General features: G+C 36.6%; 8 protein-coding genes and 4 pseudogenes. 2 read left to right on the forward strand and 10 right to left on the reverse strand.

Annotated elements, in window-relative coordinates; translation table 11 throughout:
• Positions 1-201: 201 nt before the first annotated feature.
• The 9 genes and pseudogenes from KBP50_RS17855 to KBP50_RS22695 form a co-directional block, all read right to left on the reverse strand.
• A pseudogene (locus KBP50_RS17855) lies at positions 202-482 on the reverse strand (transposase); the annotation flags it as partial.
• Between the two features lie 144 nt (positions 483-626).
• A complete protein-coding gene (locus KBP50_RS17860; protein ID WP_236691404.1) occupies positions 627-1,463 on the reverse strand; it encodes a Cof-type HAD-IIB family hydrolase in 837 nt (278 codons plus the stop codon).
• A 120-nt stretch (positions 1,464-1,583) separates the two neighbouring features.
• On the reverse strand, positions 1,584-3,023 hold the full coding sequence (locus tag KBP50_RS17865) for a glycoside hydrolase family 1 protein (protein WP_050351764.1): 1,440 nt from the start codon (positions 3,021-3,023) through the stop codon (positions 1,584-1,586).
• 106 nt (positions 3,024-3,129) lie between these two features.
• Complete coding sequence (locus KBP50_RS17870; protein WP_157858468.1) at positions 3,130-3,291, reverse strand: hypothetical protein; 162 nt, start codon at positions 3,289-3,291, stop codon at positions 3,130-3,132.
• 216 nt (positions 3,292-3,507) lie between these two features.
• Entirely contained in the window at positions 3,508-5,421 is a 1,914-nt protein-coding gene (locus KBP50_RS17875) for a beta-glucoside-specific PTS transporter subunit IIABC (RefSeq protein ID WP_050351765.1), read from the reverse strand.
• 203 nt (positions 5,422-5,624) lie between these two features.
• Positions 5,625-6,464, reverse strand: coding sequence for a BglG family transcription antiterminator LicT (gene licT, locus KBP50_RS17880; RefSeq protein ID WP_050351766.1), 840 nt, complete (start codon positions 6,462-6,464; stop codon positions 5,625-5,627).
• A gap of 127 nt (positions 6,465-6,591) precedes the next feature.
• Positions 6,592-7,914 carry a 6-phospho-beta-glucosidase gene (locus KBP50_RS17885; protein WP_050351767.1) on the reverse strand — a complete coding sequence of 441 codons (1,323 nt, stop codon included), beginning with the start codon at positions 7,912-7,914 and terminating at the stop codon, positions 6,592-6,594.
• Between the two features lie 633 nt (positions 7,915-8,547).
• A pseudogene (locus KBP50_RS17890) lies at positions 8,548-9,287 on the reverse strand (ABC transporter permease); the annotation flags it as partial.
• Positions 9,288-9,369: 82 nt separating this feature from the next.
• Positions 9,370-9,884, reverse strand: a pseudogene (locus tag KBP50_RS22695) (MerR family transcriptional regulator); the annotation flags it as partial.
• A gap of 300 nt (positions 9,885-10,184) precedes the next feature.
• Between KBP50_RS22695 and KBP50_RS17900 the strand changes: the two are divergent.
• Both KBP50_RS17900 and KBP50_RS17905 read left to right on the forward strand, forming a co-directional pair.
• Complete coding sequence (locus tag KBP50_RS17900) at positions 10,185-11,429, forward strand: ATP-grasp domain-containing protein (RefSeq protein WP_050351770.1); 1,245 nt, start codon at positions 10,185-10,187, stop codon at positions 11,427-11,429.
• Complete coding sequence (locus tag KBP50_RS17905; RefSeq protein WP_050351771.1) at positions 11,398-12,432, forward strand: YheC/YheD family endospore coat-associated protein; 1,035 nt, start codon at positions 11,398-11,400, stop codon at positions 12,430-12,432. Before KBP50_RS17900 ends, KBP50_RS17905 begins: the two co-directional genes overlap by 32 nt.
• Positions 12,433-12,797: 365 nt before the next feature.
• On the opposite strand, the pseudogene tnpA reads toward KBP50_RS17905, so the two are convergent.
• A pseudogene (gene tnpA, locus KBP50_RS17910) lies at positions 12,798-13,267 on the reverse strand (IS200/IS605 family transposase).
• Positions 13,268-13,316: the final 49 nt, after the last annotated feature.

The following is a 13,316-nucleotide window of genomic DNA, read 5'->3' on the forward strand; positions in this document are numbered from 1 at the left end:
GGTCACCCTAAGCACCCTTGACTTAAGCTAATCACTACTGCCTTCTTGGCTCAGAACTTCAACCCTAAAGAATGTGCGCATGCTTGGCACACTAAATCAAAACCACCAGTGTGAACTGGTGGTTTGCTCTGCGGCTGAAAGCCTTTATTACCGGCCTCGGCCTTAAAGGCTCACCGATCGAGTTTCCCTCTTGCACTGCATTTACTCGTTGATATTTCTTCTTATTTTTTGTCCTGTAAATGGATCGAACTCTTCAAATAATGTTAATTGATCACTCCTATAATCTTCCTTGAGCTGATTACTGATATATTCTTGAATTTGTTTTTTATTTCTTCCCACTGTATCAACATAAAATCCTCTACACCAAAATTTCCGATTTCCACATCTATATGAATCATGAGGCTGCTTCTTCCTTTTAAATAGCTCATAAATTGAAATACGCTTCATTATGGTGGTATACTAACTAACATATAGATGTAATCTTTAATATCACTAATGCTTCCATCAATGTAGTTTGGAAGTTTAAAATCCAGAATTATACAAACACCGAAAAACCCCACCTTCATTCAGATGGGGTTTCACTTTCGACAATATCACAAAATTCAGCGAGTGACAGGCTCCAATTTTTATATTAACCCGTACTTTACAAAACTATTAAATATACCATCTTCATCAGGAGTATCAGTAATATCATCAGCCGCTAGCTTCAGAGCTTCTTTAGCATTTCCCATAGCAATTCCACGGTGAACATATTGAATCATTTCCAAATCATTCATCCCATCACCATAACCAAATGAGTTCTTTCTATTTATATTCAAATGTTCTAACACCTTTACAATAGCTGTCGCTTTATGGATACCTGGAACGGATAATTCTCCACTATTTTCCCCGAAGATAGGTACGGTGCTAGAAATAATATTGAATTTTGTTCCAAACTCTTCACTTATCTTTTCGATAGGTATGTCTGATCCTAAAAAGGAGATCTTGTTAATGTCGTCTCTTATCAAACTTTCACCTTCAATCAGCGCATCATGGAATGGAAGGATTCCTTTTTCAACTTCTTCCTTCGCCTCGTGATTTTCCTCGATTACTTTATCAATGATGGAGCGTATATGTTTTTTGCAGTATTTACTAGCAAATAACCCACCATTTGACTCTAAATAAAAATCAATACCATGCTGACTAAAATAATCAACCAGATGCTGGACATCTTCAGGGTCCACGGTTTCATGTAAAATGACTTCTTGCCCAACTTCAATATATGCTCCAGCTGCACCAATAATGCCATCGAATCCTATGTCCAGTATATCCTCATATAGTTCTGCTTTCGACCGTCCTGTACTGATAAAAATAAGATGACCGTTCTCTCTCGCTTTTTGCACCGCAGACTTTGCTGATTCAGGGACCACTCCATTATCATTGACGAGTGTCCCATCGATATCCATAAAAATAATTTTTTTCAACCTATCCAACTCCTGTACTACATTTATCTTACATCAATGATGAATAAATAACCTTCAATTATTCAGTGTACTTGACAATTGGAAGTAACAAATTAAATTTGTTTAGGGTTCCCCGAGAGATTATAGCTTTTCTCCATTCGTAGCGATTACGTCTTTATACCAACAGAATGATTTTTTCTTTTTACGTTCTAATGTACCATTACCTTCATCATCTAGGTCTACATAGATAAAGCCATAACGCTTGGACATTTCTCCTGTTGATGCACTGACAAGGTCGATACATCCCCAAGAAGTATAGCCCATCACTTCTACACCATCTTCAATAGCCTCTCCGACCGCATTAATATGTTCTCTTAAATATTCGATACGGTAGTCGTCCTGGATGCTGCCATCCTCTTCTACTTTGTCATAAGCACCTAAACCATTTTCCACTACAAATAACGGTACTTCATACCGATCATAAAGTTCATTAAGTGTAATACGAAGACCTGTTGGGTCAATTTCCCATCCCCAGTCACTTGCTTTAAGAAATGGATTTTTAACACCACCGACCATGTTACCTTGACCGATTTCATCTGTAGTTTTTTCTTTTCTTTCTGTACGAGACATATAGTAACTTAAAGAAATAAAGTCAACAGTACCTTCTTTAATCAATTCTAAGTCGCCATCTTCCATTTCAATATTAATGTCATGTTCCTTGAAATAGCGATTAATGAAAGTAGGATATTTCCCACGGACTTGAACATCTGTACAGAAATTATTAAATAAACGACTTTCTTCATGTGCATACATGACGTTTTCAGGATTGGAATCATAGGAATAGACTGGAGCATAAATAATCATACAGCCTACTTGAGATCCCGGGATAATTCGATGTGCTGCATTAACAGCAAGTGCACTTGCGACAAATTGATGATGCAGGGCTTGAAATGTTGGTTGGTACCTATCTTCTTCTTTTTGAATCGCAAATCCAAGTCCCATGATTGGCATCATAAATCCACTATTTATTTCGTTAAATGTCAACCAATATTTTACCTTATCTTTATAGCGGTTTAATACCGTTTCAACATATCTTTCGAAAAATGTAATCAACTCACGATTTCTCCAGCCGCCATAATTTTTCACTAAGTTTAATGGCATTTCATAGTGCGATAAAGTAACAACAGGTTCAATATCATACTTTGCCAATTCATCAAAGACACGATCATAGAATGCCAGGCCTTCTTCGTTTGGCTCCAGTTCATCTCCATTAGGAAAAATTCTAGACCATGCAATGGATAAGCGATAGGTTTTGAATCCCATTTCGGCGAATAGAGCGATATCTTCTTTATACCGGTGATAAAAATCAATACCTAAATGGTTCGGGTAGTAATATTTATTTTTATCAATCTCCCAGTCAAACCCAGGTTCACTTAATACTTTAAGCCTTTCTTTTCCACCTGGTAAGACATCGGCAATATTCAATCCTTTATTACCTTCACCAAAACCACCTTCTAACTGGTTCGCAGCCGTTGCTCCGCCCCATAAAAATCCTTCTGGAAATCTCGTATTTTTTGTCATGTAATGACCTCCTTCATTTTGTAATGCCATCCAAGCACTGTTATTATGAGTAAACGCTTGGATAACATCTTTCATTCAAGTATTAACCTAACTTTTCTTTCGTAACTTACTCTACAAAGCATTCTGTTCTTTCATCGTCAATGATACCATCATAATCATTATCTTTCCGCAAGAGATCTACGATATCAGCGTTATATGCGGAAGCGACGTATTCATCACCAAATAACACATTTCCCTCACCATCTACTTGAATAGAATAGGTAGTCATGACAGATGCGGGCTCTTCTGTTTTTTACCAGTTAGGTTTAATCCCCCGCCTGTGACTATATTTAGATGCTCCTCATAATTGTCACCTGGGAAAACCGCAAACTTACTTTGAAACGTATGTGATTACCCCCCCCTTCGCCAGCACCATTCTGTCTTTCTGACAAGTTTACTCTTTTAGTGTTGCATCTTTTCTTGCATTTCCATAGAAGGCTTTATTTTATTTATCTAAAAATATAATTGGCTTTCCAACCTGAATCTTTCCCTCTTCTGCAGTTTCAATGGACGTATATTGATCAAAGTTTGTAATAACAACGGGAGTAAAAATATCATAGCCAGCTTTTTCAATTGCCTCTATATCAAACTCAATGAGCAATTGTCCTTTTTCTATTTTGTCTCCCTGAGCAACATGTGCGTTAAAGAACTTTCCTTCTAATTGAACCGTATCCATTCCAATATGAACTAATAATTCTGCGCCATGCTCTGTTACAATACCAATCGCATGTTGTGTATCAAATAAAGCAGAGACCGTACCAGCTACAGGTGAAATTAACTTTCCTTCTGAAGGTTTGATTGCGACACCTTTCCCTAACGCACCTGATGCAAAAGCGGAATCGGAAATGTCAGCTAACTTGATCACTTCCCCATTTAACGGACTTTCTATTACTTTACTTGTTACATTTTGTTTCGTGTTATCTTCTGCTTGTGGAGCTGGTTCTTCAGTTTCTTTATTTGCACCACTAAAGAAGTATGTTAGTACAAATGCTAACACTGTTCCAACGGCAGCTGCGATAAGAGCACCAATGAATGCAACATTTATGCCTTCTTTTGGTTGGATAAAGCTAGGTAACTGGAATATTCCAAGTCCCCCCATCGCATAGCCAACCGTACCAAACAGTCCTAATAATGCACCGCCAATTCCTGATGCAATTAGTGTGAAGATGAATGGTTTTTTAAGTGGTAAAGCAATCCCGTACATACCAGGCTCTGTTACCCCAAAGATGGCTGATAAGATAGCGGGCGGGGTTAGTGTTTTCAACTTCTGTTTTTTCGTTCTCATCCAGATTGCTGTAAGAGCACCAGCTAGTGCAAAGGAATGGACAAACATTAATGCTAAGATCGGGTCCCATCCTTGACTAGAAAAGTTGTTGATCGCAATTGGGACAAGTCCCCAGTGCAGTCCAAACATAACGAATACTAACCAGAAAGCGCCTACGACCGCTCCGGCAATCACAGGACTTAGCTCATATAACCAAATGGTTCCTGCTCCGAGCAACTGACTTGCCCATGTAGCAATTGGACCAATGACAATAAAGGTTAATGGGACAATGATAAGCACGGTCAGCATCGGAACGACAAATGTTTTTACAACGTCTGGTACTATTCTCGCAAAAAAATTTTCAAGCTTTGCAGCGAAAAATGTAGATAAAATAATTGGAATAACCGACATCGCATACGTCATTAAAATAATTGGAATACCAAAGAATTCTATATGAACGGGTGATTCAAATAGGGTACCTGCAAATAATGTGTATAAAGGCTCTCCCGCTTGAGCACCCGGATCAAGCGCTGGGTAAACTAGTGCACCCGCTATCAACATTCCTAAGAAAGGTGTTCCGCCAAATTTTTTCATTGCTGTATATCCTAGGAATATTGGCAGGAAGTAGAACAATGCATCTCCAATTGCATTTAAAACTTGGTAGGTTCCGCTTGCTTCATTAAGCCAACCCATCGCAATAAATAACGCATTAAATCCTTTGATCATACCTGAAGCTACTAATACAGCTAAGATTGGCTGGAAAATACCAGAAATCATATCGATAAATCGGTCCAATAAGCTACCTTTATTACTTTTATCATCCGGGTCATCAACTGGTCTATTCGATTCGAAACCGCCTTCAGCAACAACTGCTTTATAAACGTCAGGCACGTGGTTTCCTATAACAACTTGATACTGCCCGCCACTTTGTCTAACCGTAACAACGCCATCCATGTTTTCCAGCACTTCCGTATTCGCTTTTCCTTCATCTTTTAGTTTAAAGCGTAAGCGGGTAATACAATGCACAACACTGTTAACATTTTCCTTACCGCCGACATTTTCAATTATGGCTTTCGCTAGCTTCTCATATTTCATTTTAAACCCTCCAATTCTAATCTGTTTTTTTTAAATAAAAATCCGAATGCTTTTACAAACATGATTCCATACTATGTTTGTTTGTACTTTCACAACCAAGAATGTTACTATTCTTAGTCTCTGTAAAGTACAAAACCTCTTTTACCAAAACGTTCGGGAAATGCTTTTAAGTTTATTCATTAAGGGCTTTTAAATAACCCTACTTAAATTCGATTGGTTAACCGATGAATATGCAAAGTTAAATACAATATTTCATCATGTGAAATGGACCAATTATAGTCCTTTTTAATATACGAAGCAATGCGTTCTGCACATCGATATGCTTTATCATATTTCACTTTAATCTGCTCATATAAAAACTCATCATATGTGTCTTCCAATTTTTCTTTGCGAATAAAACGCATGGCAAAAAAGCGCAAATGTGTCAAAAATCGCTCATAATTGACTGAGTCTTCATCTAAGTCTATTTGAAAATAATATTTAACGATATTTAAGATGTCATTGACCATTTCTGTCACTTGAATAGTCTTTGACATATTCTCACCAGAAAGCTGACTATTAACAAAATGCAATGCGATGGAAGCCGCTTCGTCTTCTGGCAATTGTATATTTAATTCTTGGTTAATAATGTCCAGTGCTTCTAGCGCTATTTTGTATTCTTGCTTGTAATACTTGCTAATTTCCCATAACAATGCATTTTTCAAATCGTATCCCAATTTATGTCGTTCCACCGCAAAGCTCAAATGATCAATTAAAGCGACATATAAATAATCATCTAATTGGTAGGATAGTCTAGACTTGGCCAGTTCAATAATTTGATGGGCTAGTTCCAAATAAATCTCTGGTATTTCTTTTAATAGTTCAGCAATCTTATTAGATATACCTTTATGCTCCAGTATAAAGGTCTTTTCTACCTTTTCTGGATCGATGGAATCGCCTTCTTTTTTCTGAAAAGCCAAGCCTAAACCCATAACGACAACTTCTTGATGCTGCTCATTATAAGTCAATGCTACATTATTGTTTAATATTTTTTTGATTTTCATATTACTCACACCTGAATCATATTTTAGGAAATCTGATATACAATCAGTGTATGAGGCGGGCAAAGTAAGAAAACCGGCTCTTCGCCCAACTCCTTTTGACTATTCTATTACTATTTCTTATCTGTCATTAATTATTCTGAAACTGTGGTAGATATTCTTGATGAGCTTTAAGCATTTCATCAAGAATTTCTTTCGCTATGATGTCAGATGGAACGAGTGGATTGATTGTCATTGCTAGAAGTGCTGTTTGATAATTGCCGGTTACAGCAGCCTCTGCTGCCACTCTTTCAAATGATTTAATTTGCTGTACAAGACCTCTTGTTGCTACAGGTAAATCACCAATAGCGATTGGTTTTGGGCCTTCTTTTGTAATAACAGAATTGATTTCAACAGCTGAGTCATCTGGAATGCTTGCAATTGCTCCATTATTAATTGTATTAACAGGCTGAATATCTCTGCGATCATTATAGATAGAATCAATTAGGCTACATGCTGCATCACTATAGTAAGCTCCACCTCTTTCCTCTAATTGTGGAGGCTTGATCGTTAAGTCTTCATCTTTATATAACTCAAATAAATCTTTTTCTAGTTTTTGAACTACTTCAGCTCGAGTTCCTTCTTCCGCCGCTGCTTTACTTTCTTCCTCAAACATCTCACTTGTCTTGTAGTAGTAACGGTGATAAGGACAAGGAATCGCTTGAAGTGCTTTTAGGAAGTCTGGTTCCCATTTTAAGTCGACAATATTTCTCATCGTTCCACTTGACACGTCACCTGAAGCAATCTTTTCAATATATTGATCGGTATAAATTTCCCCATCCAGATAGACATTTAATCCGTAAATCATATGGTTCAATCCTGCAAAATCAATTTGAATCCGCTCAGGATCAACACCTAATTGATCTGCAATCCCCATCTTCATTCCGACCGGGACATTACATAGACCAATGATTTTCTTCCAATCACTATGGCGGAGGACTGCTTCTGTCACCATTCCTGCAGGGTTGGTGAAGTTAATCAACCATGCGTTAGGACATAATTCTTCCATATCTTTAACGATATCTAAAATAACTGGAATTGTCCTCAAACCTTTGAAAAGTCCACCCGGCCCATTTGTCTCCTGACCAATGACGCCATATTTTAAAGGAATACGTTCATCTTTTGCCCGTGCTTCCAGTAAACCGACACGTAACTGAGTTGTTACAAAGTCTGCATCTTTCAATGCTTCCCGGCGGTCTAATGTAAGATGTACATCAATTGGCAAGCCAGCTTCTTTAATCATACGCTTAGCTAAACCACCAACGGTTTCCAGTTTTTCTTGTCCTTCTGGGATATCAACTAACCAAAGCTCACGGACTGGTAAACTATCATATCTTTTTATAAAGCCCTCGACTAATTCCGGAGTATAGCTTGAACCCCCACCAATTGTGACAATTTTAACGTCTTTACTCATTAAAATGACCTCCTATTGCTAAAACCTCTCATTTTTCCTTTGAAAATCGACTCCCATTATGGATAGCGGTGAGCAATAAAAAAACCCGAACTGTTTAAAAACGCACTTATAGCGTTTTCAAATCAATTCAGGTTATGCCCAATTAAGGTTACATTCCTTAAATTTTAAGGTTAACTTATTTAATTATAGCTTTAAGTTATCACATTTTTTGATTAGTGTCAACGTTTATATTAAAAAAGGTTGAACCAAGTACTTGTGGGAGTTTTCTTATATTTTATATTGATTTTATCTGTTATTTTGTGACGTTATCAACGTCTATATCCCTTTTATTTTTTAAATTCCTCGCAATCCTTTTAAAGCTGCTGTAATTGGTTTTCCACGGTTTTTCTCAGAGCGAATTGAAGAAATTGATAAAGGACCTGTTCAATCATTGGAATCAACAGGGTCGCCCTGTTTTAGAGTAGTTTCTGGTTCCATAATTCTCCGGTTCCTTTCTTTTGGCGGTACAAGCTTATTCACGTAGTTGTCCATTTATTTGAAAATATTTCGTCTGCAAGGAAAAAGGTGATTTAAGAATAAAGTATCTATCCCAAGCGATACATTATCACTTGGGATAAGCTTTTTAAAATAATCCTATTCCACACTCTTTAACGATTCAATCATATCGATTCTATTTACTTTTCTTCTAAGCAATAAATTTGATATGATCGTCAATACAAATGTAAGTACGATTGCCAAGCCTGTTGTTGAATCTCAGTCTATCAGGAATCTGTTGATTGGTACTGGATAATGCTTCGACAACTAGACTGTACATATAACCACTTATTGGCCACGCAACAATTACTGCAAATGTCGTTAGTATGATATTTTCAACAAAAATAATTCTGTTTATCTTATTTTTCTGATAGCCTAACACCTTTAATGTGGCAAGTTCACGTGTGCGCTCATATATATTAATGGAGGATATGGTAAACATAGCACCAAAAGATAGTATAACTGCACAAATAATAAACATGATAAAGACAGGATTATTTTGTTGAATCATGTTGTCCACCGCTTTTTTTATGTCAACCCGGTCAGAAATCGTATCTACAGAAGGGTCCTCTTCAAAATAGTTCTTTTCTTGAGTTTAGAAAAATATTTCTTAGGATCAACTTATTTCCATATGACAATTTCTTCCATACACTGGTAATTCCCTCCACTAACGTTTTCTTCATTTTCTTTGGCGATTTTGGACGTAATGCCTGTGCTGCTCGTTCCTTTAATATATTTCTTCCACTAAAAAAACATGCTATTACCCCAAAAACAATGGAAATGCTAATCGGTGGAAATAAGGTATAAAATGAAATGGCCAAGTTAAAGTTTGGTAAGGAACAGGTTTGCTCAATAACCGAATGTCTTTTTCAATTATTTTATCCCGCATTAAATGGCTGCAAGACCCCACTGATTGAAGTTTCACTTTATTGGTGCATACATTTCTAAAAACACACGTTCTAGACCTTCTTCGTATATTGTCAATAATATATTAGTGTAAGCCGTACCTATTAATTCATCCATTTTCTTGGGCTATTCTTAAAAGACTTTCTCCTACTTCATAATCTATGCTCTTTTCTCCATTAACAAATCTACCATCTTCTATCACAGTATAAATACATTTTGGATGTGAAAAGATTCCCTTTAGGATTTTTGTCGGTATCTTCTAATTCTCTTACAACGATAAATCTCTCCCCTTTCATCCCATCTTCATCAAAATTGATTACACGTCTCGCACTCGCTAATGTTACAGCTTTTTTTAAACTCCCGGTACTATTTCTTATCGTTTCATACTCTTCGTAGGCAGCATATTCTGCAATTTCACCTGTTACTTCTAATGGCTTCATCTCTTTAACTACGAATTCACCTAGATATTCCTTTGTTTTAAAGTAGTCCTCCTTGACTGATTTTATCTTCTTTAGAAGACGTTTTTTATAGTATCGGCACAACAAAAATCACCGGAATTAAAAACGCTATCCTTCAATACATCTACCGACACGAGACATACTTTAAGTTATCTTCTCTTAAGTTTGGTTGCAGATTATCTAGAGATGAATAAGTTCATGCGACCATTTAGTTCCCAGTTCAACCATTGGCAAGATAAGGTGTTTTGCCTGTTTTTACAAAAATCCACAAACATACAAGCTTTAAGAATTTTTCTGCATTGAATAGAAGTAAGAACATGCATAGATATATGATCTAGGTGCTCTTTAAATCAATAACAGGAGGGGCGCAGTGTGAAAACAATAGTTTTTATAGGAGCAAATAAATCAGGTTCAAGCCGAGAGGCCATTAAGGCTGCTGAACGCATGGGTTATTTAACTGTACTCCTAACAAATCGAAGTAAATTCTTGCTGCAAAGAACGGAGTTTCCTGATGTTCACGAAATGATGTTTAGTGTATTCACTAAAGAACATTTGATTCAATGTATTCTTGAACTGGAGAATCAAGGGAAAGAAATTGCCGGTATTCTAAGTTTTCTTGAATCTTATGTGTGTCTAGCATGTGAATTATCGGATGAGTGGGGCATTTCTTCATTTTCAATAGAAGCTATGCGAAAAATGGAAAACAAAATCGAAACACATCATGTGCTTAAAGGAATCACTTCACCACAATTTGAAGTTTTTCACCCATTAGATTCACTACCTAAGTTTTTAAATCGCCATAAGGTAGGAAAATGGATTGTTAAACCTCCAAATTCTACTGGTTCAAAAGACGTCATTCTAGCTGATGGCCAAAAAGCGTTAAAACAGGCAATTCAACATTTATCTAATAAACGTCACGGTCAACCTATATTAGTTGAGAAATATTTGGATGGTCCACAATATTTAGTGGAGGCATTAATCAACTTTGGAACTGTCCATATTGTCGCAGTCATAAAACAATCATTCTCTGAGATTAATCCTTTTGTTGTCACAGGATATTCTATTCAAACAGATCTCGAAGAAGACTTTTATGAAGGATTATATGAAAATGTCACTTCCATTATTCGAGCGTTTAATTTTACAAAGGGTGCATGTCATTTAGAATTAAGGTTTGTTTATGGGAAATGGAAACTCATAGAAATCAATCCACGGATTTCCGGAGGAGCCATGAATGCTATGATTGAAAAAGCCTATGGAATCAACCTAGTTGAGCAAACGATACGGCTTTATTTAGGACAAACACCTGAATTGACTAGTCAATGGAAAACAAATATTTACACTCACTATGTAACCGTCAACAAGTCAGGGAAATTATTAAAGGTAACAGGGCGTAATAGAGCTGCAAGGTGCCAAGGGGTGGAGCAAGTTTATGTGAAACCAAGAAAAGGTACGATGATTGCCCCGCCTGTTTCTATGGGAAAACGATATGCCTATGTAATAGCAAAAGGTGATACGTCAGAACAAGCAAAAATAAACGCTCAAACCGCAGCAAAAGAACTGCATTTTCATTTAGAGGAGGAAAAACATGACAACAATCGGAATGCTTTCTCACCGTAATGATCCAAAAACTGTCTTTAAGTCTTATGCTTATGCAGCAGCTGCAAAGATGGAGGGGGTTGAATTTTTCTTCTTTTCCCCTGGGAGAGTTAATCTCAAAGAAAAAACAATCCTTGGATGGGTTTACGTAATGGGAGAATGGATAGAAAAAACTGTCCCTTTTCCAGACGTCATTTACAATTCAAGTCCACCAATAACCGAGAAGCAGGAAGTAATTGTTGAAGCATTGCGTCAAGATATTCCTTTTACGAGTAATCCCATTGGCGACAAAATGAGTGTCTACAATCGAATTAAAAAAGATGGAACCTTTTCAAACTATTTGATCCCCTCAGTAGATATTACTAAATTCGATGTTGTAAACGATCTTTTAAATGAATATCAAGAGATCATTGTTAAACCTGCATCAGGTGCAAAAGGAATAGGTATTGTTTATATCCAACAAGAAGATGATCAGTACACTATTTATCAAAATCAGTTAAAACAAGTTCTAACCAAAATAGAACTCAAGCAGTTCATAGAAAATATTATAAAGAATGATGCCTTCCTATCTCAGCCCTTTATACAAAGTAAAACGAATAACGGGTTATCCTACGATTTTAGGTTGCACACTCAAAAAGATGGTGAAGGACAGTGGACATTGACAACTATTTATCCAAGAATTGCTGGGGAAGGGGTTGTTGCGAACTTGAGCGGTGGCGGCTATTCAGCCATATTCGAAAGTTTTTTAAAACATGAATTTGAAGAAAAATTTTATGATGTCAAAAGAACCTTGGAGCATTTTGCCGTTCATTTTTCTACTCATTTTGACGGTTTGTATAATGAACCACTTGATGAATTGGGGATTGATATTGGAATAGATGCTAACCGAAAAATTTGGATTTTCGAAGTCAATTGGCGACCAGGCCCCCCTATACTGTTTAGTCTAGAACAAGATGTTACCAAACGTATGATTCGCTATGCATGCTATTTACAACTCCAAAAAGCGCGATTAATGCAGAGTTGAAAGAAATTTAACTAATATCCAAAAACATGTAAACGTAAACTGGGGAATCTGTTTTAATAAGCTATTATTAATTGAGCCTGTTTTTTATATAAACAGGCTCTTAGGAGTGACTTGGAGTACTATCCATCTTCAGCTATCCTGCTCAGTTAGTTTAAGTACAATATTTCACAAATTAACATATAATATATTAACTATTTTAAAAATTTTAACGAAATTATCTTCATTTTATCTAAATCAAAACCACCAGTGTGAACTGGTGGTTTGCTCTGCGGCTGAAAGCCTTTATTACCGGCCTCGGCCTTAAAGGCTCACCGATCGAGTTTCCCTCTTGCACCACATTCACTCGCTAATTCTAAAAAAATCTCTTATTTCTTCTTATTTTTTTGTCCTGTAAATGGATCGAACTCTTCAAATAATGTTAATTGGTCACTCATATAATCTTCCTTGAGCTGATTCCTGATATATTCTTGAATTTGTTTTTTATTTCTTCCCACTGTATCAACATAGAATCCTCTACACCAAAATTTCCGATTTCCATATCTATATTTTAGGTTGGAGTGGCGGTCGAAAATCATGAGGCTACTTTTTCCTTTTAAATACCCCATAAATTGGGATACACTTAATTTAGGTGGTATACTAACTAACATATGGATGTGATCGGAACAAGCATTGGCTTCATGAATAACTACACCTTTTCGTTCACATAGATCTCGAATAATCTGCCCAATACTCTTTTATACTTTCCGTAAATAATCTGTCTTCTATACTTTGGTGCAAAAACGATGTGATACTTACAATTCCATGTTGTATGTGCTAAACTATTCTTGTCCTTCATGGGACATGCCCCCTTCTACGGTGAAATTTGGTGGTCGGGAAACCAACCT

Source organism: Virgibacillus pantothenticus, assembly GCF_018075365.1.
Taxonomy (GTDB): Bacteria; Bacillota; Bacilli; order Bacillales; family Amphibacillaceae; genus Virgibacillus; species Virgibacillus pantothenticus.

Bases quoted from the DNA above. Each gene is read 5' to 3' on its own strand.
- licT (WP_050351766.1), bottom strand. From the start codon at position 6,464: ATGAAAATCAAAAAAATATTAAACAATAATGTAGCATTGACTTATAAT.
- KBP50_RS17905 (WP_050351771.1), top strand. From the start codon at position 11,398: ATGACAACAATCGGAATGCTTTCTCACCGTAATGATCCAAAAACTGTC.
- KBP50_RS17875 (WP_050351765.1), bottom strand. From the start codon at position 5,421: ATGAAATATGAGAAGCTAGCGAAAGCCATAATTGAAAATGTCGGCGGT.
- KBP50_RS17870 (WP_157858468.1), bottom strand. From the start codon at position 3,291: ATGACTACCTATTCTATTCAAGTAGATGGTGAGGGAAATGTGTTATTT.
- KBP50_RS17885 (WP_050351767.1), bottom strand. From the start codon at position 7,914: ATGAGTAAAGACGTTAAAATTGTCACAATTGGTGGGGGTTCAAGCTAT.
- KBP50_RS17865 (WP_050351764.1), bottom strand. From the start codon at position 3,023: ATGACAAAAAATACGAGATTTCCAGAAGGATTTTTATGGGGCGGAGCA.